This is a genomic window from Brevibacillus parabrevis (assembly GCF_003710905.1).
Lineage (GTDB): Bacteria > Bacillota > Bacilli > Brevibacillales > Brevibacillaceae > Brevibacillus > Brevibacillus parabrevis.
In genome coordinates this window covers 643,835-666,518 of sequence record NZ_RHHV01000012.1, presented here as the reverse complement: position 1 = coordinate 666,518, position 22,684 = coordinate 643,835, and the positions used below count along the sequence as shown (strand labels likewise).

24 protein-coding genes are annotated in these 22,684 nt (G+C 52.0%); 9 read left to right on the top strand and 15 right to left on the bottom strand.

Annotation, left to right across the window (positions count from 1 at the left end):
- Window positions 1-2: 2 nt before the first annotated feature.
- Window positions 3-1,973, bottom strand: coding sequence for a DNA gyrase/topoisomerase IV subunit B (locus tag EDM60_RS19255; RefSeq protein ID WP_122965493.1), 1,971 nt, complete (start codon window positions 1,971-1,973; stop codon window positions 3-5).
- 500 nt (window positions 1,974-2,473) lie between these two features.
- On the opposite strand from EDM60_RS19255, the gene EDM60_RS19250 reads away from it, so the two are divergent.
- Entirely contained in the window at window positions 2,474-2,851 is a 378-nt protein-coding gene (locus EDM60_RS19250) for a YflT domain-containing protein (RefSeq protein ID WP_122965394.1), read from the top strand.
- 88 nt (window positions 2,852-2,939) lie between these two features.
- On the opposite strand, the gene EDM60_RS19245 is transcribed toward EDM60_RS19250, so the two are convergent.
- The 9 genes from EDM60_RS19245 to EDM60_RS19205 form a co-directional block, all read right to left on the bottom strand.
- Window positions 2,940-3,245 (bottom strand): DUF1292 domain-containing protein, encoded by a 306-nt coding sequence (locus EDM60_RS19245; RefSeq protein WP_063228520.1) that lies wholly within the window; start codon window positions 3,243-3,245, stop codon window positions 2,940-2,942.
- An 82-nt stretch (window positions 3,246-3,327) separates the two neighbouring features.
- Window positions 3,328-4,761 (bottom strand): ATP-binding protein, encoded by a 1,434-nt coding sequence (locus EDM60_RS19240; protein ID WP_122965393.1) that lies wholly within the window; start codon window positions 4,759-4,761, stop codon window positions 3,328-3,330.
- 189 nt (window positions 4,762-4,950) lie between these two features.
- On the bottom strand, window positions 4,951-5,154 hold the full coding sequence (locus EDM60_RS28770) for a hypothetical protein (protein WP_122965392.1): 204 nt from the start codon (window positions 5,152-5,154) through the stop codon (window positions 4,951-4,953).
- A 1-nt stretch (window position 5,155) separates the two neighbouring features.
- Entirely contained in the window at window positions 5,156-6,022 is an 867-nt protein-coding gene (locus EDM60_RS19230; RefSeq protein ID WP_122965391.1) for an ABC transporter permease, read from the bottom strand.
- Window positions 6,019-6,951 (bottom strand): ABC transporter ATP-binding protein, encoded by a 933-nt coding sequence (locus tag EDM60_RS19225; RefSeq protein ID WP_122965390.1) that lies wholly within the window; start codon window positions 6,949-6,951, stop codon window positions 6,019-6,021. The genes EDM60_RS19230 and EDM60_RS19225 overlap by 4 nt, the downstream gene beginning before the upstream one ends.
- The gene (locus tag EDM60_RS19220; RefSeq protein ID WP_122965389.1) at window positions 6,945-9,176 is read right to left on the bottom strand and encodes a hypothetical protein; all 2,232 of its coding nucleotides are present in this window, start codon (window positions 9,174-9,176) and stop codon (window positions 6,945-6,947) included. The genes EDM60_RS19225 and EDM60_RS19220 overlap by 7 nt, the downstream gene beginning before the upstream one ends.
- A gap of 17 nt (window positions 9,177-9,193) precedes the next feature.
- On the bottom strand, window positions 9,194-10,267 hold the full coding sequence (locus EDM60_RS19215; RefSeq protein ID WP_122965388.1) for a TolB family protein: 1,074 nt from the start codon (window positions 10,265-10,267) through the stop codon (window positions 9,194-9,196).
- Complete coding sequence (locus tag EDM60_RS19210; protein ID WP_063228514.1) at window positions 10,264-10,827, bottom strand: RNA polymerase sigma factor; 564 nt, start codon at window positions 10,825-10,827, stop codon at window positions 10,264-10,266. The genes EDM60_RS19215 and EDM60_RS19210 overlap by 4 nt, the downstream gene beginning before the upstream one ends.
- A 133-nt stretch (window positions 10,828-10,960) precedes the next feature.
- Window positions 10,961-12,118, bottom strand: coding sequence for a trans-sulfuration enzyme family protein (locus EDM60_RS19205; protein ID WP_122965387.1), 1,158 nt, complete (start codon window positions 12,116-12,118; stop codon window positions 10,961-10,963).
- 126 nt (window positions 12,119-12,244) lie between these two features.
- Here EDM60_RS19205 and EDM60_RS19200 point away from each other — a divergent pair, with 126 nt between their 5' ends.
- Entirely contained in the window at window positions 12,245-12,940 is a 696-nt protein-coding gene (locus EDM60_RS19200) for a peptidylprolyl isomerase (RefSeq protein WP_122965386.1), read from the top strand.
- 246 nt (window positions 12,941-13,186) lie between these two features.
- Window positions 13,187-13,825 carry a cell wall hydrolase gene (locus EDM60_RS19195; RefSeq protein ID WP_122965385.1) on the top strand — a complete coding sequence of 213 codons (639 nt, stop codon included), beginning with the start codon at window positions 13,187-13,189 and terminating at the stop codon, window positions 13,823-13,825.
- 337 nt (window positions 13,826-14,162) lie between these two features.
- Here the strand turns inward: EDM60_RS19195 and EDM60_RS19190 are convergent, their stop codons facing one another.
- Entirely contained in the window at window positions 14,163-14,927 is a 765-nt protein-coding gene (locus tag EDM60_RS19190; RefSeq protein ID WP_122965384.1) for an SDR family NAD(P)-dependent oxidoreductase, read from the bottom strand.
- Between the two features lie 95 nt (window positions 14,928-15,022).
- Here EDM60_RS19190 and EDM60_RS19185 point away from each other — a divergent pair, with 95 nt between their 5' ends.
- Together EDM60_RS19185 and EDM60_RS19180 are read left to right on the top strand one after the other, a co-directional pair.
- The gene (locus EDM60_RS19185; protein ID WP_063228508.1) at window positions 15,023-15,334 is read left to right on the top strand and encodes a YfhH family protein; all 312 of its coding nucleotides are present in this window, start codon (window positions 15,023-15,025) and stop codon (window positions 15,332-15,334) included.
- 118 nt (window positions 15,335-15,452) lie between these two features.
- Window positions 15,453-15,902, top strand: coding sequence for a DUF441 domain-containing protein (locus EDM60_RS19180; protein WP_122965383.1), 450 nt, complete (start codon window positions 15,453-15,455; stop codon window positions 15,900-15,902).
- A gap of 17 nt (window positions 15,903-15,919) precedes the next feature.
- Here the strand turns inward: EDM60_RS19180 and EDM60_RS19175 are convergent, their stop codons facing one another.
- Window positions 15,920-16,228 (bottom strand): iron-sulfur cluster biosynthesis family protein, encoded by a 309-nt coding sequence (locus tag EDM60_RS19175; RefSeq protein ID WP_063228506.1) that lies wholly within the window; start codon window positions 16,226-16,228, stop codon window positions 15,920-15,922.
- A gap of 101 nt (window positions 16,229-16,329) precedes the next feature.
- Between EDM60_RS19175 and EDM60_RS28765 the strand changes: the two genes are divergently transcribed.
- The 3 genes from EDM60_RS28765 to EDM60_RS19165 all read left to right on the top strand — a co-directional run bounded on the left by EDM60_RS28765 (window position 16,330) and on the right by EDM60_RS19165 (window position 18,606).
- Window positions 16,330-16,470, top strand: coding sequence for a hypothetical protein (locus EDM60_RS28765; protein WP_167470339.1), 141 nt, complete (start codon window positions 16,330-16,332; stop codon window positions 16,468-16,470).
- 97 nt (window positions 16,471-16,567) lie between these two features.
- Window positions 16,568-17,626 carry a DUF2515 family protein gene (locus EDM60_RS19170; RefSeq protein WP_122965382.1) on the top strand — a complete coding sequence of 353 codons (1,059 nt, stop codon included), beginning with the start codon at window positions 16,568-16,570 and terminating at the stop codon, window positions 17,624-17,626.
- A gap of 20 nt (window positions 17,627-17,646) precedes the next feature.
- A complete protein-coding gene (locus EDM60_RS19165; protein ID WP_122965381.1) occupies window positions 17,647-18,606 on the top strand; it encodes a prenyltransferase/squalene oxidase repeat-containing protein in 960 nt (319 codons plus the stop codon).
- Here EDM60_RS19165 and EDM60_RS19160 read toward each other — a convergent pair.
- The 3 genes from EDM60_RS19160 to EDM60_RS19150 all read right to left on the bottom strand — a co-directional run bounded on the left by EDM60_RS19160 (window position 18,585) and on the right by EDM60_RS19150 (window position 21,506).
- Window positions 18,585-19,481 carry a sugar phosphate isomerase/epimerase gene (locus EDM60_RS19160; RefSeq protein WP_122965380.1) on the bottom strand — a complete coding sequence of 299 codons (897 nt, stop codon included), beginning with the start codon at window positions 19,479-19,481 and terminating at the stop codon, window positions 18,585-18,587. The genes EDM60_RS19165 and EDM60_RS19160 overlap by 22 nt on opposite strands.
- Before the next feature lie 310 nt (window positions 19,482-19,791).
- Window positions 19,792-20,379, bottom strand: coding sequence for a DUF1444 family protein (locus EDM60_RS19155; protein ID WP_122965379.1), 588 nt, complete (start codon window positions 20,377-20,379; stop codon window positions 19,792-19,794).
- A gap of 11 nt (window positions 20,380-20,390) precedes the next feature.
- The gene (locus EDM60_RS19150) at window positions 20,391-21,506 is read right to left on the bottom strand and encodes a DUF3900 domain-containing protein (RefSeq protein WP_063228500.1); all 1,116 of its coding nucleotides are present in this window, start codon (window positions 21,504-21,506) and stop codon (window positions 20,391-20,393) included.
- Window positions 21,507-21,612: 106 nt separating this feature from the next.
- On the opposite strand from EDM60_RS19150, the gene EDM60_RS19145 reads away from it, so the two are divergent.
- Window positions 21,613-22,461, top strand: coding sequence for a serine/threonine protein kinase (locus EDM60_RS19145; RefSeq protein WP_122965378.1), 849 nt, complete (start codon window positions 21,613-21,615; stop codon window positions 22,459-22,461).
- The last annotated feature ends 223 nt before the right edge of the window (window positions 22,462-22,684 follow it).

The window sequence follows — 22,684 nt, the reverse complement described above, 5'->3', positions numbered from 1 at the left end:
GTTTATTCATCCTCTCCCACTTCAAAGGTAACGTGGTTCTCGATCCACTCGCGACGAGGCGGAACTTTGTCTCCCATCAGCACCGTCACGAGTTTTTCACAGTGAGCGAGGTCTTCAAGCTCGACTTTGATGAGTTTGCGCGTTTCCGGGTCCATTGTCGTTTCCCACAGCTGATCGGCGTTCATCTCACCCAAGCCTTTGTATCGTTGTACTTCTGCACCTCGTCCTACCCGCTTGAGCGCCTGCTCCAGCTCCTGATCGCTCCAACAGTAGATCGCTTCCGTCTGCTTGCCTTTTACCTGTTTTTTCACCTGGTAAAGCGGCGGCTGGGCGATGTACAAGTGGCCTGCTGCGATCATCGGACGCATGTAGCGGAAAAAGAAGGTGAGGAGCAGCGTCTGGATGTGGGAGCCGTCGACGTCCGCGTCTGACATGATGATGACTTTGTCAAAAGCGCAGTTTTCGATGTCAAACTCTTCCCCGATATCCGTCTCCAGTACCTCCAAAATCGTCCGAAATTCCTCGTTTGCCAACACTTCGGACAGCTTGGCCTTTTCCGTGTTCAACGGTTTTCCTCGCAAGGAGAACAGCGCCTGAAACTCGGAATTGCGCGCTTGCTTGGCCGAGCCGCCTGCGGAGTCACCCTCGACGAGGAACAGCTCGTTGCGTTTGGAATCGCGGTATTGCGGAGGGGTAAATTTTTCCGAGATCGATTTGCGTTTTTTCGCCGTCTTGCCTTTCTTGTCTCCGCGCAAAGCTTCGCGCTGTTTGCGCAGCTCCTCGCGAATTTCGGCAGACCGCACTGCCTTGTCGATCAAAAGCTTGCCTATTTCCGGATTTTCCTCGAGGAAGAAGCCCAGCTTTTCTGAGACAATTTGTTCGACGATTGCCCGCGCTTCTTCGTTCCCCAGCTTGTCCTTGGTTTGGGACTCGAACTGGACATCAGCCATTTGCAATGACAGCACTCCGAGGAAACCTTCCCGCAAATCGTTTCCCGTCAGATTGGGATCTTTGTCCTTCAAGTACCCTTTTTTCCGCGCAAATTCGTTGAAAATCCGGGTCGTTCCGTTGCGGAAGCCCGTTACGTGCGTACCGCCGTCTGTCGTGACAATCGAGTTGACGTACGATACGAGCGTCTCTGCATAACCGTCGTTGTATTGAAACGCCAGCTCGACGTAGACGTTGTCTTTTTCTCCCTCGAAATAAACGATGGGGTGCAGCGTGTTTTTGCCCTCATTCAAATAAGAGACGTACGATTTCAAGCCATCCTCGAAGTAAAACTCTTCGCGTTTTTTCTCCGGTCCGCGCTCGTCGATCAAGACCATGCGCAGCTTTTTCAACAGAAAGGCGGTCTCCCGGAAACGGTCGCGAATCGTCTCGTAATCAAAACGCGCGCTGCCAAATACGGCTTCGTCCGGCAAAAAGCGCACAGTCGTTCCCGTTCTTCTCGTCGTACCTGTCACTTCCAGATCGGTAACCGGCTTGCCGACATGCTCGACGCCTTTTTCATCGACCACGTAAGCGAAGCGTTGCTTGTGCACTTTGCCTTCCCGGTGGATTTCCACCTCAAGCCATTTGGACAAGGCGACCACGACGCTGGAGCCTACCCCGTGCAAGCCGCCGCTTTTTTTATATCCGCCGCCGCCGAATTTCCCTCCGGCGTGGAGTGTCGTAAAAATGACTTCGGGAACAGGCCGTCCCGTTTTATGCATCCCGGTCGGAATCCCCCGGCCGTGGTCTTCTACGCTGACACTGCCGTCCTTGTACAAAGTAACGATGATCGTATCATTGACGCCAGCCAACGCCTCGTCCTTGGCATTGTCGACGATTTCCCACAGGAGATGGTGCAAACCTCTGCTTCCGGTAGAGCCTATGTACATCCCAGGACGTTTACGGACGGCGATCAGGCCCTCCAGTACCTGGATATCTTCCTCGGTATAGGTCAGTGTATGTAGTGTGTCTGTTTCCTTCAATCGCGCTCTCCCCTCTACTAATTCGAAAAGCGTCCAAAACTTGCTGGCGTTTTGGTAACCGCGCAGGTCATCGCCTGTTTTTCGCAAAAACCCCTTGCGATCCACCTAGGGAATTTTTCACAGAAAAAAGCGAACACTTAATCGCTATTGTACCGTATGCTTCCCATAGTATTCAACGCCAGTCACAAAATGGGGCAAAAAAACCACCCCGCCCTAGCGAGATGGCCGATCACGCACCGCATTCACTCCAGCATATGACGCTTCTTCATTAGTGTAGCATTTGCAACAAAGCAAGGTCAAAGCGAAGCAACCTCGCTTGCTCTTACTTATTTTCTTGGTTGTTTTGGAAAAACCCTTCTCTTCTGCCGGAAATTATTCCCGTTGTGCTTTTTTTCGCATCAAGTGTGGCCTGCGGCGAACTATTTTCCATTCATCGTGAACGCTCCAGCGGGCATCCTAGTAAGGCATCGATTCCTGAGCCGACATAGGGGGGAACAACTTTGATCAGTGCTACCAAGCCGTTTGTGAAGTTTCATCGCTACGATCAGGAGCTGGTTTCAGATATCCAGGCGCTGAATTCGTCCGGCTATCATAAGGATGACATCTGGGTGCTGAAATGGAATCCCGATAAAAACCACTCGAACCAGCGCAACAATTTTTATAAATACAGCACCCACTTCGAGAGTGCCGTAGGAGACATCGACAGCAAAGCCCACTTTTTTGACAATGGCGGCGAGGAACTGCGCACCCGTCTGGAAAAGCTCGGGCTGACCAAAGACGAATGCTCCGCGCTGGTCAGAGAACTGCAAGAAACGGATTACACCTGCCTGTTGGTCGTGCGCGATCTCAAAGACAATATTATTCAAATGAAAAACTGAGACGTCAAAAAGCCACTGCCTGGTCATTGACACCAGCAGTGGCTTCTTCATGCGTACGAGTGCCGCTTGCTTCCTGGGGGCAACCCGATTATTCGCCTTTGTCGATCAGTTCAATGCCTTCCAGAACCTCGTTCAGCTTCGCGTAAACAACGCCTTCCTCGTCTTCTTCCAGCGGAACCATTTCGCCGCCGTCAACTTGGAATACGAAGATGTCTACTTCTTCATCGAGGTCTTCTTCTGCCTCTTCATCTTCGATTGCTTCCGTCAAGGCAATATATTCTTTACCGTTCAGGTCAAACATCGCGATTACTTCAAAATCACCCAACGGTTCACCGTTTTCATCGTCCAGCGTAATGATATCGCCCAATTCGAGGTCTTTGTTATCTTCTGTCAATGCGTTCACGTCCTTATGCTGATATTGGTTCTCTACACCATCATACCGTTTTTTTCCGGCAGAAGCAAACGGGCAAATGGCGCTATCCGATCGGCAATCTGATTTCAAAGGTCGTGCCTGTCCCTTCACCGCTACGCACGCTAATCGTCCCGCCGTGATTGGCGATAATTTTGTAGCTGACCATCAAGCCGAGGCCCGTCCCGTTCGGCTTCGTCGTGAAAAATGGCTCGCCGAGCTTCGCCAGCTGTTCCTGGGAAATCCCGCAGCCCTGATCGGAAAAGGCGATGACCATCGTCTCCCCTTCCACAGCCGCCGTCACCTTCACTTCCCCGCCGTTCGGCATCGCTTCCACCGCATTTTTCAGCAGATTGAGAAAAACTTGCTTCAGCTGGTTTTCCTCGCAGACAATCGACGGCAGGTTTTCGGCGTAGCTTGTGATGATTTGGACATTGTGCATAATCGCATGTGTGTCCGCGATCATGACGATCTGCTCCAGAAGCGGGCGCATTTCCCGCTTGCGCTGGAGGATAACCTGCGGCTTGGCCAGCACGAGAAATTCGCTGATAATAAACTCGATCCGATCCAGTTCGGACAGCATGATGCCAAAATATTCGTCCTTGCCCTCCGGGTACGCTCGCAGCAGTTGGACAAACCCTTTCAAAGACGTCAGAGGATTGCGAATTTCGTGAGCAACGCCTGCCGCCATCTGGCCGATCACCGACAACAATTCCGATTTGCGCACAAGCTCCTCCGCTTGCTTGCGCTGGGTTATATCCTGCAAAATGCCGATGACCGCCGGTTTGCCTCTGTACATGCTCGTTTTTTGCAAAACTTCGACATCGATCCTGCTGCCGTTTTTACACAGCCCGCGAAACTGATAGTGGATATTGGAACGATCGCCGTTCAATCTTCGCTCCTGATGTCCGTGAATGATCCCGCGCTCTTCCTCGATGACCAGATCAGAGGCGGTCATTCTCACAAGCTCTTCCTGGCTGTATCCAAAAATGTCCCCCAACCGCGGATTGACGTAAACAAACCCTGGCTCCTCGACATATGCGATGTAAACGCCGATCAAAGTGTCCTCGACCAGACTGCGGTACAGCTCCTCTGCCTCTTGCATCTGCTGTTTCATCAGCTTGTATTCAGTAATATCCGTAGCTGAACCGATGATTTCCGTAACGACGCCGTCATGGCTGATCGGGGTTAATACCGAGGCAAAATACCGTTCGCCCAGAACGAGTTCATACTCTACAGTCTGCCCGGCAACGGCTACCTGGTAGTAAGGCAGGATATACTCTACATCGGTTTTGCGAAAAATATCCTCCATGCGCATGCCTTTCAATGCATCCGTGTGAATCCCGTACTCATGCGCAAGCTTCCCTTCCGACAGCTCCAAGATAAACTCGTCCTGTTCATTCCGAATGAATTTGAAAATATGGTTATGTACGTTTTGGATAATATGGAGCCATTCATTTTTAGGTGAAGCAGCTCCAGCTTCGACGCCTTGTGCACGCAACGAGCATTCACCTCTTCGGTCGTAAGGATATGGACAAATTCACCACAGAAGTCGCATTTCCTCTTTTTTCCGTCTAACCATCCATAAGCATTCGCGTATACGCCATGAAGCACTGAGCACATCTGCCATTTCCATGCATGCGTCTTTTGACAAAAAAACAACCTACCGAAAAGGGCAGGTTGTCCGTTTTTACTCGCTATACTCTTGCAGCACGCCTTTTTCCAGCAGAAACGCTTCTTCTGCTTGCAAAATCGTGATGATCGCTTCCCGCTGCACGTACATGCCGGCAGATGCTAGACGACTTTCAATCGATCTGAGCATTTCTTCAAAATCGATGATTTGCACTTCTTCCTGTTTGCTCACAAAACATACCTCCTTTTCCAACACATCCATCTCATTTTACACGACCAGACGCTTTCTTCCAACTCCACCATCTGCGGCGGATCGGTTTCAGCAAATAAGCGCTCCAAACTACGAGGAGCAAGCCTAGCACCACATACGTGCAGGAGAAAAACAGCCACGGTGAAAACGCCAGCTGCTCGGAATGATCCAACGACTCTCCCAAAATGCCGAACAGGACAATCACCGGGTTCATCCCCGCCAGCACTTGCAGCTCGGGCAAATTCCAAACTCCTTGGTCCGGGTACATGTCCGGATAGCTTTGCTGTAGCCATTCCCCGATGAAAAAGAACAACAGCCCGGTTCCGACGACGAAAAAGAACGCGATTCCGTACGCTGTAATGGTGCTGATCGAGGTGCGCTTGATCCAGGTAGAGCAAAACAGTCCAAGCGAGCCCAAAAAGAAAATATTGACCGCCAAAAACAGGATCAGCTGGGCCAGTTGTTCCGGCGACACGCTGCCGTACAGCATGACGATACTGTATAGCGGCATCGACGCGACGATCAGCAGTGTCGAAAACGCAAGCGATGTGATCAGCTTGCTCCAGACGATCGTAGTCGGCGACAACTGTGTCGTCAGCAAAATGTGCAGCGTCTGCCGTTCACGCTCCCCGCTGATGGCGCCTGCGGTCAATGCCGGAGCCACAAAGCAGACCATCGCATAATGAATCGCTGCGGAAATAAGAAACAGATTGCGGTTCTCGCCCAACGCCTCGGCCTTCAGCGTATCCGTCAGCAAAAAACCGAGCGGAATGCCGCCCATGATCAGCAAATAAATGGCAAGGATGCACACCGTTTTGCGCGAGCGAAATCTTTCTCTCATCTCTTTGACGAGAATCGGATTGAAAAGGAAGCCGTTCATTCCATACCGACTCCTTCCGTAATCGCCAAGAAAACATCTTCCAAATTTTTCTTCGCGTCCCCATAGTAGACGACAGCCACTTGCTCATCCATCAGCTCTTGCAGCAACTCTGCTTTTTCTTGCTCGGTGCCTTGAAAATAAAAGCGGAAGCCGCCCATGTATTCCTCAAGATGGTTGACGAGCGGCGAGCTTTCGAGCAACAGCGCTGCCTTGTCCAGATTGCGCAGCGCCCGCAGCTGCATGACGCTGCCACCCGTCTCGCGATTGCTCACTTCGTGGACGGAGCCGCAGGCGATCAGCTTGCCGTGTTCGATCACTCCGATATCATCGCACAGCTCAGCCAGCTCCGGCAGGATGTGCGAGCTGATCAAAATCGTCTTGCCCATCTCCCGCAGCTGCTTGATGATTTCCCGCAGCTCGATGCGTGCGCGCGGGTCCAGACCGGAAGCAGGCTCATCCAGAATCAGGACAGCCGGATCGTGCACGAGACACCTCGCCAGACCGAGCCTTTGCTGCATTCCGCGCGACAAAGAATCGACAAAAGCATCCGCTTTCGGCGACAGGTTGACCAGCTCCAGCAAATCGGCGACCAGGGATCGCCTGTTTCGGGCAGGGATTTTAAAAGCGCCTGCGTAAAACTCCAAATACTCGACTGCCGTCAAATTGTCGTACACGCCAAAGAAATCGGGCATGTATCCTATCGACTGGCGGACGCTGGCCGGATCTTTGCGGACGTTGTAGCCGCACACATACGCCTCCCCTTCGCTCTGTTCAAGCAAAGTAGACAAAATCATCATCGTTGTCGATTTGCCCGCGCCATTCGGACCGATGAATCCGAATACTTTTCCCGGTTCGATGGCCAAATTCAAGTCTGACAAGGCTTGCAGGGTTCCGTAGCGCTTCCCAAGATGCACGGTTTCAATTACCATTTTCTCACCCCTTCAACCTGGAAGAATGGCACAGGCAGCGACAAGCGCGACGGTCCGTCATTGGAAAAGCGCAGCAGCAGCGTATGATTCACGGTCAACGCATCCTGAAGCTCCCGATCCAGCACGAGCTTTGTTCCCCGGTCAACCAGGCGCCATTTCCCGCTTTTCTGCTGGAAATACTCCACCCGGAACGGACGGTAGGAACTGTGATCAAGCGGAACAAGCAAACGCTTCAGGTCCAAATTCGTCATGTCGGTGCGCAGTTCAAAAGTGATGCTGCCTTTTCCAAGCTGCCACAAATAGCCATTGATTGAATCGTAGTCTCCCGTCGTTTCCAGCAGATCGACGTTCAAAAGCCCGTAAGGCATTACCACATTCCCGTTTTCTTGCGGCTTTAGCTGTACCGTCTGGTTGACGACATTCCAGTAGTACGACTGATGCGGCTCCTGCATTTTCATCAGCGGAATCGGGTCTGTCGTGATCCCGATCAAGCGAACCTGACCGCCCTGTCCATACCCGATGACGTTCTCTTGCATCTCTTTTCGTCTCTTTTCAGGCGAATCCGCTTCTTCTTGAAGTTGATCGCGCGGCATAAACAAGGCTTCCACCGCTCCGTCAATCTGTTTTTCTTCGCCTTTTTTCAATGCTCCGATCGGAATCCGCTGCAAGCCGACTTCGATGTACGCCTGCTCGTAGGAGTAAAGCGTATTGTTCTTCACTTGCCCGACAATCCGGTTCTCCTCCACATGCACGTTCACGTCAAAAGCTCCGATCTCTCGCAGCACCCCAAACCCGGTCGCCTGTTTAGGAGTCAGGTAAGGAAGGTTGCGGTAAGACAACAGGCGCGAGCCATCTGTCAGCCCTTCCGGCTCGTAATCCCTGCGGCCCTGAGTCAAAGGCACAGCCACGATGGAAGGCTCCACAATCACGTCGTAGCCATCCTTGTCGACGGACAAAAAGGTTGCGGCCGTTCGGGCCCTGGCCAAATGTTCGTCCAAAATGTTGATTTCCGAAACCGTATAGCTGGCATTCGTTTTCACCACCAACGGTTTTCCAAACGCGAAAATACCGATAGTCAACAAGACGGCAACCCCTGGGATGATTCCCCACGCCCACTCCCGTCTGCCGATTCTTTTCAGCACGATGTAAGCCAAGGGGGCAACCAGCAGCACGTATCCGCCCCACAGGACGACCATCCAAACAGGCGTCGGAGTCTGTACATCGGGGATTTTCTTGCTCAACTCCAAAAAAGGCCGCGACATTTGATCCAGGTAGCGCTTGTTTTCCAAAATGGTCGTCGCGCCCTGCTGCACCATAACATTTTGCCAGAGCGGCAAGTTGTGCTGCCAGGAAGCAAGCGGCTCCAAAGTCACATCGTAGTTGACGAACAACAGCAGTCCTTTTCCGCTGGGCTTGGCAACAAACAGCGGAAAATCTTTGTTGTAAACAGGGATATTCCCGGGTGGAGCAGGCTTGTCGTCCATGTATACCCGCAGCGCATCCGCAATGTTCACGCTTCCCTTGTTCCCCGGCGGGATCGGCAAAATGTCTGCAAACCTTTGCACCAGCCCATCCTGCTCGGGACCTGCGGACAAGATGACGACACCGCCGAGCTTGATCCATTCCTTGATCGCGTTCAACTGTGTATCGTTAATCGGCGTCTCCTGCTTCCCGCCGATCGCCAACACATCAAGGCTCTCCAACATCCACGACTGATCAGGCAGCATGTCGGGAGATACCGTTTGGACGGAGATCGACCGATTTTGCTTCGTCTGGGAAGCATTTACCGCCAGAAAATGAAACGCGTTGCCTCCCTCGTTCACGACGCCGATCGTCTGGCCGTCCTTTGGGTAGGGGAGGCGCAATTTCTCTGATTTGATCACCTGTCCATTTTGTGTCACCTGGATGTACCAGTCATCGAGCAACAGTTGCACAGGCAAATCAAAAAACAGAGTAGTGCTTTTGCCTTTTTCCAACTTCACAGGCTGGCGCAAGTTCGTTTGACGCTGATTTTTTGCCAAAGGGTTTCTCGACAGTTCCACGAAGCCCGCAACATCTTTTTCCTGACTGGAAATCGTCACGCCGACCCGCGCCCATGATTCATACTTGATCAAGCCGCTCATCGGCATGTTTATTTCTATATCCACGTTGTTCTCTGCCGACGCTGGCTGTCCCAAAAAACAGACCCATGCCACGACAAAGGCCAACATCCAGCTCCTTCTCATGCTTGTTCCTCCGCTCGTTATCGTGACGCTAGTGAGACAACCAGCTCTACAGGCTGACTTTCCCGCGAAATGAGCAAGAGTTGCTTGCCTTTCGCTGCCCAATTGCCGCGAACAAATTCAGCAGCAGACTGGTTGCGCAAATGCAGCTCTCTGTTCACGAAAGACTCGTCTCCCAGTTCGGCCTCCATCAACTGGCCATCCGCTTTGGTATAAGTAAGCTCGTGCTCTGAACGCCAGGAAGCCCACTGCCCCTGCCCCAGTATCGTGATCAGCCCCGTCCTCATTTCCATGACAGCGATCTCTCCATCTTTGTGCAGTGACAGGAAACGGCCATCAGGCGACCATTCCGGCTGAGAGCCTTCGGCGAGCTTCCATTCCTGAAACGAGATGGTGCTGCTGACCCAAATTTCATCCATGCCGTTTTTCGAGCGCGTATACGCAAGGGAGTCGTCGTGCTGCGACCAACTCGGAGAGCTGAAAGCTACCCCTTCCTCTTCCTTGAGCAGACGGCTACTGCCCACATTGTATGTCGTTGGCAAATCGACGAGCCAAATCCGGGACGTCTGCTCGACTTGCTCGACAACGGCGATCTGCTTGCCCAAATTGGACCACGCCACTGCCACATACTTGCCTTTCGTTGGCGGCAATTTGAAAGTGACAGGCTTAGTTTCGCTGTCAATCGGGATGGTCCGCAACTCGGACGACTGGACAATGTAAGCGATTTGCGTGGCAGATTTATCAATATCCACCTGCTCTACAGTCGCCTCGGCTGGAAGTGTGAGCACCTCTTGTTTGTTTATCGTCACCGAGCTGTCGCCCCACCATAATAAATAAGCGCCGATGAGCAATACGGCTGCCAGGACAGTACCACCGGACCAGACCCACTTTCGCTTCATCCACGGTCGCTCCGCTTGAGGCTGAACCTTTTTCGCTTCCAACTCTTTCATTCGTTCCAGCAACTGCTTTTTCAAATCAGCCTTCAACTGATAATTGACGGGAACAGAACGGCGCATGCGTTTTAAATGGGTCAAGAGTTGAGCTACAGTCTGATCATCGGTATGACCTTGGGGGTATTTCTCCTCTTCTCTCACTCGGAGTCCCCCCTTTCATACATCTTCTGAAGTTTTTGCAAGCCTCGATAGGAGATCATTTTGATGCTTGATTCTGTCTTACCCAGCACCTCAGCAACCTGGCTGATTTTCAAATCGGCAAAATAACGCAGCATGAGAACGTCCTTCTGATCCTGCGACAACAAGTCGAGCCGGTCGCGAAGCAGGCGAATTTCCTCGTTGGTCAACGCCTGCCGCTCCGGCTGCCAGGTATCATCCGGCTCAGCTCCCAAAAAATCTTCCTGATCGACGGGAAGCTCTCTGTTTTTTCGCATGAAATCCACGTATGTATTGTGCGCAATGCGAAAAATCCAAGAGGCAAACGGACTTGTTCTGCTATATTGTTCAAATTTTTCCAGCGCTTTCAAAAAGACCACGGTGGTCAAATCGTCGGCATCCCACGTACTCTGGACACGGCATCGCAAATAACGATTCACGCGATCAAAATACTCGTCGTACAGTTCTGTAAATGGACGAGATTCGTAATAGTCTCCAGATGCTTGGTCCGATGATTGCGCGGGACGCTGTATCGCCATTCCCATTGCGGTTTTCCTCGGTTTCTCCCATTTTGTTGCATCGAGTCAAGATACATAACCCTCGTTCATCCTGACTCCATCCTACCTAATTTATACGATAAGCCCGCCAAGAAGTTACAAGGTTCCCTGCTTTTTTCAATTAATTCCTTAAAGCACGGGAAAGCTCGCTGACAATGTCGTCGACCGCTTCGATCCCTACAGACATGCGCACCAGTCCCATCGTAATTCCGGTCGCCAGTCTCTGCTCCTCGGTAAACGCCCGGTGCGAAGTCGTAACCGGATGGGACACACTCGTCTCTACTCCAGCCAAAGATGGCGCGAATTGAATCCAATCCAGTGCGCGGTAAAAGTCGTAAATCTTGCTCTCTTCCTTGAGCGTGAAGGAAACCATCGCCCCTTGCTTTTGCCTTGTGAAAAAGGAAGTCGCTTCGTCGCTCGGATAGTAGACGCGGCTAACAGCAGGATGGCTTTGCAAGAAACGGGCCACTTCCTTTGCATTGTCGCACTGCCGTTCCATTCGCACTGCCAATGTTTTCAGACCGCGCGCCGTCAACCAAGCTTCGAACGGACTGAGGGACGCACCGTAATTGACGACGATTTCGGCTGCGCGTTTCACCAGGGCACGGTTCCCGACCAGAACACCGCACGTAACGTCACTGTGTCCACCGATGTACTTGGTTCCGCTGTGAACAACGAGATCGGCGCCAAACGCGATTGGCTGCACCAAATAAGGCGTGGCAAACGTGTTGTCGACCATGACAGTCAGACCGAGTTCTTTCGCCTGACGAATCCACTGCGGCAAGTCGACAACCGTGAGCAACGGATTCGTAATCGTCTCCAGGAAAAACAGCTTCGTCGCCGGGCGGACATGATCGCTCAGCCTGGTGCCCTGATCCAGTACAATGCACTCCAGCTCGATGCCGAACCGCGACAATTCCTTATGCAAAAGAGCGTAAGTGCCCCCGTATATTTCATGCGATGCGAGTACGTGATCGCCAGGGGAAAGAATCGAAAGCAGGCCAGCCATGATCGCTCCCATGCCGGAAGCCGCACTGACTCCAGCCTCTGCCTGTTCGAGCCGGGCGATGGCATCAGCCAGTTCTACCTGATTGGGATTGCCGTTTCGCGTATACAAATATTCGCCTTCACCAGCGTAATATTTTTCTACTTCCTCCAAGCCGTCGAAGGCAAAAACAGATGTCTGATAGATCGGCGTAGACTTGCTTGTTACCTGTTTCAAAGGTGAATGCCCAATATGTACCGTAGCTGTTTCGAACCGTTCTCCCACATCAATCACCCTTTTCCTCCCATCATACCACGCCACAAGCGGGACAGACTACCCGATTGGCATTTGCCTGTCCATTTATGCTATAATTCGAAACCGAACCACCCTAATGGCAAGAAACAAAGGAAGGTGCACAAGATGAAAAAGTTTTTCATGACCCTGTTCACATGTCTGATGGCAATCGCCTTGGTCGCGGGTTGTTCCAGTGCGAAAAACGAAACCGCTCCGACACAACCGACTGCGCCAACTGAAAAACCTGGCTCCAATGAGCCTTCCCAACCTGTTGCTCCTACCGGGGAAAAGAAGTACGAGAAAGCCCCTGACATGCAGATCGACAAAAACAAGTCCTACCAAGCGAAAATCTCTACGACGATGGGCGACATCACGATTGATTTGTTCGCCAAAGACGCGCCTGTCACTGTCAACAACTTCGTCTTTTTGGCCAAAGACAAGTTTTATGACGGCGTTATTTTCCACCGCGTGATCCAAAATTTCATGATTCAGACCGGCGATCCGCTGGGAATCGGAGTTGGCGGCCCGGGCTACACGTTCCAGGATGAGTTGAAAAACGGCCACAAGTACGAGCCTGGCGTTGTTGCGATGGCAAACGCCGGAGCAAACACAAACGGCAGCCAATTTTTCATCGGGTCGGGAAAAGATGTAGAAGGTTTGGAAAACGCGCCAAATTACACGATTTTCGGAAAAGTCGTGGGTGGCATGGACGTCGTGCAAAAAATCGCAGCCACAAAAGTGAAACCGAACCCGCAAACAAATGAACCCAGCTCTCCAGAGCAAACGATCAAAATCAATACAATTACGATTACGGAAAAATAAGCCTTTGTGACTAGCTCACACCAAACACCACTGTCTATGCGCAGTGGTGTTTTTCCTTGCAAAAACAAGATTTTTTCCGCTCCCCTCGTCTTCTTCTCCCCTGTATTCATCCATCTCTTCCAGACAGTAAATAGTCCTATGGAACCAATTTCCTCTTGCACTTCGCATACATTGTCGCTAGACTTGCAAAAGACCCGATTCGCTTCCGCACACAAAAGCAAAAAGCGAAAAGGAGTGGTTCTTACCATGAAGACACGAGAAGCGCGAACGCGCTTTTTCTTCTTTCTCAACAGTTTTGCCTTGCTTCTTCTCTGCCTGTTCGTCACGCCGACGAGCGCAATGGCACCTCATTCAAAGGGAACGCCGTCCGCGTCCGCTCTGGCAGATGTAGTCCAAACAGCAACAGCACCTGTGCCGACAGCCAAGAAGCAAACAAAAATGTCTATCCCTCAAACGCAAGCAAAACGCGATCATATCCAAGTCAGTCGAGATGATCGCCGCAAAGTGATTCGCCATGGAAACGTAAAAATTTCAGATAGGGATATGGAACTGCTTGCCCGGTTGGTATATGCGGAAGGCCGGGGTGAACCGTATGAAGGACAAGTAGCGATTGCTGCTGTCGTATTGAATCGGGTAGCTTCATCACAATTTCCAAATACGGTGCGGGAGGTTATTTTTGCTCCCAACGCATTCTCGCCTGTCCAAAACGGCAGACTCTCGTCGAGAACGAACGAGAGCGTCAGAAAGGCTGTCGCGGATGCAGTGAATGGAAAGGATCCGACAAACGGTTCCCTTTATTTTTTCAATCCTGATACCGCAACATCCAAATGGATTTGGTCCAGGCCCCAAACGGTCGTGATCGGAAATCACCGCTTCGCCCGATAACGCCGAAAAATTTAATAATGATTTATTTTTATTTTATTGCGACTTTACTTTTGTCTGTTATCTTTTCATTGTAAGCACTTTTTCAACGCATTGAGAAAAAGTTCGATGTTCTTCCTAGAATGACTTCTTTAACGTAAGCATGGGTAGATCGATTTTTCCATCTAAATATGCCTACGCTAACAGTAGCTGGCTATTGACTGTGTTGGGTGAGAGCAATCCGGTCATGTGCGCCAATCGTTCATTTTCTCAATCGCCCCCAATAATTAGGCATTCCCACGCCGGGAATGCCCCTTTTTTTGCTATTTGCCTTATTCATGCTGGTTCTCTCCTTTTCGCGCTAGAAGCCGTAGACCGACATTCCGCCATCGACCGCAATCGTTTGCCCCGATATGTAACTGGCCGCATCCGAAGCGAGAAAAATCGCAGGACCAACCAAATCTTCGACATCGCCAATTCTTCCGCTCGGCGTCCGCTGCAGCACTTCTTGCAAAAAAGCTTCATCGTCGAGCAACGCTTCCGTCAGCGGCGTGCGGAAATACCAAGGTGCGATCGCGTTGACATTCACGCCGAATTTGCTCCATTCCAACGCAAGCACTCTCGTCATCTGGATGACACCCGCTTTGCTCGCCCCATAAGCGACTCCCGTGCGCAGCGCAACAAGTCCAGCCACGGATGCGATATTCACAATCCGCCCGTAGCGCTGTTCACACATGACTTTTCCGGCCGCCTGACTGAGAAAAAACGCTCCCTTCAAATTCAGATCGACAACCCGATCCCATTCTTCCTCGTTGACCTCATGCGCTTTTTTGCGAATGTTCATCCCGGCGTTATTGACCAAAATATGCAGGCCGCCCAGTGTCTCCAGCGTCTCGGCCACTACTTTTTCTGCTGCACCTGCCTCGGTCAAATCGGCTGTAATCGGCGTAGCCGCTCCCCCGCTTGCCTGAATCTCCTGGACCACTTCCTGCAAGTCCGCTTCTGTGCGCGCGACAACGGCTACCGCCGCGCCCGCCTCGGCCAAGCCGATCGCCAATGCTTTTCCGATGCCTCGTCCAGCGCCTGTTACGATCGCTTTTTTGCCTGTCAAATCAAATCTCGTCATGATGTTCCCTCCATTCGTTCTCTCGTACTTCTCCATCCATCGCCTTTTCCCCTGTCTTTTGTTACAATATACCTGTAGGGAAAGGAGGCAGTCCGTTGCGCTTGTACAGTCAAATGACACTCGCTGAGCTGCAGGAAGAGATGGAACGCCTGCACGTGGAAGCCAAGGAGAAAAAGAAACTGGGTGACGAGTCCCAGCTTGCCATCATTACGCAAAAGTATTTCATGGCCAAGTCGTATTATTTGGGGACGAAAGAATTTCGCATTGGCGGAAAATACAGCGTTGCCGAATACGACCAGCCATTTACGATTGATTATTTCAACGGTGTATTCGCCTGGGGACGCTTCCCTGATTCGGATGAGCAGACAGGCTTTCCGGTAGGGATGCTGGAACTTTGGTTCGACTAAGCAAAAAGAGATCCGTGCATGCTGCTGCCATGCCTGATCTCTTTTTTCGTATGCGGCAACACAAGCCGTGCCCCATCTGGATATACTACTGGCAAAAACGAAAGCGGGCACAACCAGCATGGATGTCATTAACCTCACTCTGCTCCTCTTGCTTGCGCTCGGCATCGTCGGCAATAACGCGACCGTCTCGATCGCCGTAGCCATCCTGCTTTTGATGCGGCTGTTTTCGCTCGAACGCTATTTCCCGCTGCTTGAGCAGCATGGCTTGCAAGTAGGCATTATCATCTTGACCATCGGCATTCTCGCGCCGCTCGCAAGCGGAAAAGTCAATCCGGCTTCCGTGCTTGCCCTGTTCACCCATTGGCATACGATTCTGGCGATCATCATGGGGGTGTTTGTCGCCTACCTGGCGGGAAAAGGAACCGATCTGATGTCCGGCAATCCGCTCATTGTCACGGGCTTGTTGCTGGGAACGATCATCGGCGTCACCTTTTTCCGCGGAGTCGCCGTCGGCCCGCTGATCGCCGCCGGAATGCTCGCTTTTCTCCTGCAATTTTTGCCCAAGTAAAACGGAAAGCGAACGGGTCAACCCCAGCGCTCTTTCAACGTAAGGCCGTACGCCAAAATTTGCTGCGGGGTCACGAGCCGAAACCCTTGCTGTGCCCGATAATCGATCGTCAAGGAATCCGAGTCGATGTAGCCGATCGTCTCCGCATCAATCAGCAAAGTCATCGCTTCGACCTGCATCACCTGGTCATTTGGAGTTGCTTCATCCAGCCAAAGCGAATATTCCACGGTCATTCCGCAGCCGCCTACCAGTTCACCGCTAATGCGAACAGGCCGCGTCGCTTTTTGCAATTGGTCTACCGCTTCTTTCGTCAGCTTGATTCTCACCGTGTTCACGCTCCTGCATTGTTTTTCCAGCACTTTTGTATGCATCAACTCTCTCATGATAGCATACAATGCTTGAAAGGCAGCGGAAAGGACGATCTTCTATGAACATTTACGAACAGGACGGCATGTTTGTCGCGGAAGCCCAGTTCCAGTCGGAGCATGTAGTCATCTTCGCCAAGTCGTGGGAAGAAGCCAAGGAAAAACTGATGGTGCGGCTTCTTGTTCTCGAAATGATTGGCTGAATCAAAAGCGGGTCGTTTTTTGATGACCTGCTTTTTTTAACCGCAGAGAGGCCCCCTCCCCCTGTATTCGGACAAACGGCAAGGAGCTATCCCATTCATGACGACTACCACGATTTCTTCCTTGGACAAACAAGAACTGGTCGCGCAAATCAGATGGCAAACAGCGAGAGCCAATCGCAACAATGTCACGCGGACACAAGCGTACCTTGATTTTTACCGCGAGCATCCCGAGATTCACTGGGCCTTGCTTGCCCACCTCGTCTCGCGAAATGGCGGTTGGAATATGACGGATCTAAAAGGCGAATGGCTTCCTGCGATCATGGATGCGCAAGAAATCAAGCCTTTTTTCTGGTTGTTGGAGAGAAGCAACTGGCTCATTTTTCACGATGCTTACCCGCAACTCCTCTTGTATGCCCAGATGAAACAGCGGCAGGAAGACTTGAGCGCCCTGTTGAAACCTCTTGGCGTATCTCTGTTCATGCATTCGTATTGGCAAGAGTTTCTCGCTTCACGGGAAAGCTCGCGTCTCACTCGCGCATTGATCGTCAACGAGCAGCAATATATCGAACAGCGCGTCGTACATAAGCCGCTTGCGACGAACCGCGTTTTTTCGACGTATGTATTTTTCACGCAATCGCTGTTTTCGCTCAATCAAATTCTCTTTCCTTACAAAGCACATCCGACCGACAAAAGGTTGAACATCGTCGGCCTGAACGTGCAGCATTTTTCCGAACTCACCCAGCGGATCGCGATTGGAAAAACGCTCTACCGCCTCTTGTTCGACGATCCGTACCGGCTGGACAAGATTGTGACGTTTTGCACACGCATTCCCCATACGGGCTCGCGCGCGGACTACTGGCCGCACTTGTTTACCCCGCGTCACCTGCCGCAAGCAAAGACAAAAACCGGATATGAGCTGCGGCTGGAAGGCGACAACCTGATTTCTGGCAAACCGAAGCTGTACAGCCCTGCGCTGCAAACCGCCTGGGCAGATGTCGAGCACGCTCCTGCCGATGGCGTCGACTGGTTTCGCGATGAGAAATGGCGATTGGAAGTGGAAAAGCAAGCCGAACTGCCTCTGATCGACACGGACGCGTACATACGGGCTTTGCACTGGACCGAATACGGCGTAAAATTGGTGACAGCAATCACGTAGAAAAGGGAGGGCATGCCGCCATGCTCGATGAGCCCCGCAACGCTCTGCTTGCCCACCAGCGAGATTACCTCCTGTCCTGCCAGCTTCCGAGCGGAGCTTTTCGCCTTGGTCCTGACCGGGATCAGATCAATCCGTATTTTACCAACCTCGCCCTTATTTCGCTGGTCCGGCTACAGGAACGGGAAGCGGTGCGCCGCTATTTGGACTGGTATTTGCAGCATCTGAGCCAAAATGGCTACATCAACGACTTTCGTCTCGATTCCGGGCAAGAGATCGACACGGGAGCCGCCGACAGCGAAGACAGCTACCATGCGACTTACTTCAGTCTCGTCAGCGAATGGGTGGAAAGTTGTGGCGACACTTCCTGGCTGTACGCCAATCAGGAGCAGCTTGCTTACTTGTTCCGGGGCATCGCCCGGTTGCAGCAAAAGGATGGGCTGACCTGGGCCAAACATTCTTTTCGCGTCAAATATTTGATGGACAACTGCGAGGTTGCCAAAGGGCTGGATGACGCCAGCTATTTGTTTGCGTTGCTCGGCAAGGAAGCACTCGCCCGGGAAGCGTCTGTGCGCGCCGTTGCCTGCAAGACGGGAATTGCCAACATGTACAGCCGTCTTCGCCGCTCGTTCGCCATGTACGACCGTTCGCATCCCGGCTGGAGAAAATGGTACCCGGACGTGACCTCGCAGGCGTTTCCCATCGTGTACGGCTTATGTGAGCCGGACATCGGCGCCATGCTGTATCAGCGGATGACGAAAGCATTCCCCCGCTTCGACACGTTTGACACTGGCGATATGTACCCGTGGATGGTCATGGGCGTTTGCGCCCGCATGATTGGCGATGAGCAGCGCGTCCGCACGATGCTCGATGCCGCAACAAACCTGTACATACACGGTCCACGTTTGCCGTATTGGCTGATTCACGAAGCAGGAAGATTCATCGAGTTGCTGCTGGACGATCAGGAGCCGGGCAGCAGTTGATTCACCCACGCGTAGCAGATGTTCAACTGCTCGTCGTCAATCAAGTCTGAGCGGTGTTCAAACATAATTTTGACATCCGGATTTTCGTCCCGCACGATGCGCAAATAGTCTGCGATCGGCGCCCAGCCCTGCTCGGCTGTGCACTCCGGCAAGGCGGGAAAATGATTGTAGGCAAAAGTATCCGTCGCTTTCATCGTCCAAAGATGCAGACTCCAGGCATATTTCGCATAGCTCTGAATGACCCGCTTCGCGTCGAAGTACGGGTCGATTTTTTGTTGGACGAACAATCGGCCCGTATCGAGGCACAGCTTGATTTTCGGGTACTTGTTCAGCAAAACTTCCAACACATCGGTTTCGTATACGTAACGATTGAGCGCGTCAAACTCCAGCACAGGCACAAACGCATATTTCTCGCCCATTTCCTTAAGCCAGGCAAACAATTGCTCGCTTTTTTCCTCAAACGCGGCGAGCGGATACTGCGATTCGAAAACATAGTCGCTCGGATCGGCGAACCGCCAATTTTGCCAGTCCACACGGTCGTCCAAAATGACAGGCTTCGGGTAGTGGAACAGGACGTAGGCGGGCTTGATTTCGCGCATGTAGTCCAGCTCGTCGACAATCCGGGCAAATGCTTCTGCGCGAACCTTTTCGTCTGGGTGCATAAACAGCGCGTCCCTCAGCTTCGCTTGACCAGCCCGCAACGGAAAATGAACGCCAATCTGAAAACCGTTGGCCACTGCTTCGCGCTGCAAGCAGCGAAGATCTTCTTCCGCAGGCAGCAGGCATGCTTCGATTCCATAAAATCCTTTGCGGAAGTCTCGCTCGTACTTTTTCCGATCGAAATGCCCGTATTGCCCGATCATGAAGTTTTTCATGGATACGCTCCTTTCCCTGATTGTTCCAACAAAATCGCTCGTTTTATGAAGCGTTGTTTACGAAAAGCGCAACGAGTGAAGAGGCGTACCACGAAATATTCCGTAGCTTCGAGGTATGGTGGACCAGTCTCATTGGCGGGTTTTCCCTGGAGCGCTCGATTTCATCCCTTGGCAGAGAGCTTTACGATCATGTAGTCGACTACGTTACACAAAACGCCATCGCGCCAACAAAGATGGACGTACCCTTCCCGAAATAGCAAAAGAGAGTTGCACCACACCAGGGTCAACTCTCTCTTGTTGCGTTTCTATCCTATGTGGTTCCCTTCGTATCCGCATCATGCGACACGACCAAAAACGGTGTCAGCTCGCCGTTTTCCCAGAAAAACGGCAGTACGGCGATCGGCACTTGCCCTTTTGAGGCAAAGTCGTAAGTGAGACGGGCCAGCAAGTTCGCCCCGACCTCGCCATTCATGTCCGCGATAATGAGTACGTCCTGATGCGGGATGGCAACGCCAAGCGAATCTCCTTGTTTTTCCTGGTCAAACTGGCGGAGCAGCGAATCGAGCAACACCCTGCTCGCCGCATAGCCGTCTGGCGGGCTGATAAAATGAATCCGGTTGCCCGCTACCTCTTGTGTTTTCACGGTATACGGCAGCTGTTGCAAGTTGTCCATCGCGTACGCATAAAGCTGTTCAGCCGTCCATTCTGCCGCAACCAGCATGTCAGGCGTAATCAAGCCGTAGCCCTCTCCCTGATCGAGCGCATACAGCACGCGTGTATCTGCCGTGTGCTCTTTGACTACCCAGCGGTCCGGGTATTTTTTGACCATGGAAGCATGGCGCAAGACAGGGTATACGTTTTGCTCCTGCCCTTTTAAAGTGAGTTTTTTGTCCGTCATGCTCGCTCCTCCTATTCCCAAGGCGGCGTATCGTCCGGCTCCCCTGGCATTGCTGCCATTGGCGGAGAATAGCTGCTGCGCGATTCGATTTCTTGAACGATCTCCGCAAGTGATTTCGGTTTGGCAAATTCAACAGGAGACACCCCACGCTCAAACTGAAGCTGCTCCCCTTCCAAAATGACGACATAACGACCGTTGACTTTGGCAATATGCAAAGTAGAGCCGTAATCCGCGAGCAAGGTGCGAATTTGCATGTGATCGAGCTTGAACTTCAGTTCGACCTCCGGCTGGCGGTCGGTGATGATCTGCATCGCTTCCATCACCGTCTCGTGCTCCCACTTCTCGGACAGCTCCCGCTTGGGGCTGGCGGCAATCAGCTCAATTGCCTCTACTTCGCGCACGCGCTCCTCGGATTCCTCCGGATAAGTGTACTCGATATGTTGGCGGGCGAGAGAAATAACCTCGTCGGAGACGATTTGCGTCACCGTTTGCGGATATTCAATAAAGCGCAAAAATTCCTCGAAGTAACGCGCGTGGGAAAACTGATGAATCTTGACGTGGTACGGATCATTCATCCCGGATTCGATCATGTACGGATACATCAGCGACTTCATGTTTTTCGCATTGATCGCCATCCGCACGTTGGAAATCAGGCTCTTTTCATCCGTAATGACGGCTGTTTTTTGTTCAAAATCGCATTTCAAAATAAAGACGTAGCGCTCATCGAGCAGCTCCAGACGCGTGCGCACCACAATCAGCACGCCGCCTCTTACTTGCGACGTCCGCAAATAAGACTGGATCAGCTCCTGGCAAGGCTCTCTGCTTTCGCTTGGCGTCTCGGCTGCAAGCAAACGGTTGAGCAAGGCATAGTTCGGATTGGAATCGAGCGGATGCCCCGGCTCCAGGACAAATTGTCCGAGCTTCGTCGGCGTCCCGTCCGTCTTCGGATTCATTTCCACCTTGCGCTTGGCGATACGTGCGAACTCGCCATCCAAAAAGTCGCGCAACTCGCTGCGCTGATATTCATCATGCCCCAAATAGCGGGTCATGCGCACCTGCTTGATGCCGTCTTCTTCCTCAGGTTGTTCAATCAAATAAAAGGATAACCAGTCAATGATAAAATTCATACCCGTCGCTCCTGTCTACATGTAACGAACTGATTATAGCAAACCTGCATGAAAAAAGGTCAGGCTTTTTCCATTCATGGTAAGATGGCTACAGGAGGGAACGGTTATGTGGACGGAAGTAAAAGAATGGTGGACAAACAATGTCCGGGACAAGCCCTATCGCGCGGGAACGGTGGCAGGCGCCTATCAGATCAAGCAAGTGCTCGGGATGGGCAGCTACGGCATCGCCTACCTGGCTATCCATCGCGCAACAGGTGAGAAAGTCGTGCTCAAGCAGGTCAAACCAAGCTTGCGCCATACGCCAAAGGGCGAAGCCATGCAGGAGTACGAGCGCAAAGTGCTGTCCTCGCTGTCGCACCCGCAATTTCCGCGGTGTCTGGACGCCTTTCGGTTTCGCAACGATTCCTTTCTCGTCATGACGTATTTGACGGGGCCTACGCTTGAAGAGATGCTGTTCGAACGCGGCATTGTCGTGCCGGAGCGGCAATGCGCCCTCTATATGAAGCAAATTGGCGAGCTTGTCGCTTACTTGCACGACCGCGGACTGATCCATCGCGATGTCCGCATCCCAAACGTCATCTGGCAGGAAGGAAATCCGTACTTGATTGACTTTGGGCTGGCGCGGTTCGTCGGTGACAAGCCGACTTACACGGAAGAGACACTCAGCGCCTATCCGTCTGAAAAGCAGCTCAAGCGGGAAGTAGCGCCTTCGAGCGACCTGTATGCGCTCGGGCACTTTTTTCTGTTTCTGCTCTATTCCGGCTACTCTGCGGATGAGAATGCGCCGGAACGAAGCTGGGAGGAAGAGCTTTCCTTATCGCCAGAGATTCGTCTGATGATCCGAAAGCTGTTCCAGTTGGACACGCCCTACTCAACCGTCCGCGAGTGGCTCGCAGATCTGGATGCGTACTTGCAAACCGGCGAGTGCCCTGCCAGCGAATACGAACAGGCATAAGCCATACACAAAGCAGGGCGCCGGGAAACAAACGGCAGCCCTGCTTTTTTCCGAGAAAGAGACGGATAATTCCCCGCGAACAAAAAGGGAATATTTGTACATGTTGGATAAAAATCGGTTTCATTTTTATGACACCCGGTCGAATAGATTATCTGTCCCAAATCAACTATCATATTTGTAACCTGAATATTAGGAATTTTCATTCACAGTAAAAAAGGGGGCA

Bases quoted from the DNA above. Each gene is read 5' to 3' on its own strand.
- EDM60_RS28770 (WP_122965392.1), bottom strand. From the start codon at position 5,154: ATGGATGTGTTGGAAAAGGAGGTATGTTTTGTGAGCAAACAGGAAGAA.
- EDM60_RS19230 (WP_122965391.1), bottom strand. From the start codon at position 6,022: ATGAACGGCTTCCTTTTCAATCCGATTCTCGTCAAAGAGATGAGAGAA.
- EDM60_RS19225 (WP_122965390.1), bottom strand. From the start codon at position 6,951: ATGGTAATTGAAACCGTGCATCTTGGGAAGCGCTACGGAACCCTGCAA.
- EDM60_RS19220 (WP_122965389.1), bottom strand. From the start codon at position 9,176: ATGAGAAGGAGCTGGATGTTGGCCTTTGTCGTGGCATGGGTCTGTTTT.
- EDM60_RS19210 (WP_063228514.1), bottom strand. From the start codon at position 10,827: ATGGGAATGGCGATACAGCGTCCCGCGCAATCATCGGACCAAGCATCT.
- EDM60_RS19200 (WP_122965386.1), top strand. From the start codon at position 12,245: ATGAAAAAGTTTTTCATGACCCTGTTCACATGTCTGATGGCAATCGCC.
- EDM60_RS19195 (WP_122965385.1), top strand. From the start codon at position 13,187: ATGAAGACACGAGAAGCGCGAACGCGCTTTTTCTTCTTTCTCAACAGT.
- EDM60_RS19190 (WP_122965384.1), bottom strand. From the start codon at position 14,927: ATGACGAGATTTGATTTGACAGGCAAAAAAGCGATCGTAACAGGCGCT.
- EDM60_RS19180 (WP_122965383.1), top strand. From the start codon at position 15,453: ATGGATGTCATTAACCTCACTCTGCTCCTCTTGCTTGCGCTCGGCATC.
- EDM60_RS28765 (WP_167470339.1), top strand. From the start codon at position 16,330: ATGAACATTTACGAACAGGACGGCATGTTTGTCGCGGAAGCCCAGTTC.
- EDM60_RS19170 (WP_122965382.1), top strand. From the start codon at position 16,568: ATGACGACTACCACGATTTCTTCCTTGGACAAACAAGAACTGGTCGCG.
- EDM60_RS19165 (WP_122965381.1), top strand. From the start codon at position 17,647: ATGCTCGATGAGCCCCGCAACGCTCTGCTTGCCCACCAGCGAGATTAC.
- EDM60_RS19160 (WP_122965380.1), bottom strand. From the start codon at position 19,481: ATGAAAAACTTCATGATCGGGCAATACGGGCATTTCGATCGGAAAAAG.
- EDM60_RS19155 (WP_122965379.1), bottom strand. From the start codon at position 20,379: ATGACGGACAAAAAACTCACTTTAAAAGGGCAGGAGCAAAACGTATAC.
- EDM60_RS19150 (WP_063228500.1), bottom strand. From the start codon at position 21,506: ATGAATTTTATCATTGACTGGTTATCCTTTTATTTGATTGAACAACCT.
- EDM60_RS19145 (WP_122965378.1), top strand. From the start codon at position 21,613: ATGTGGACGGAAGTAAAAGAATGGTGGACAAACAATGTCCGGGACAAG.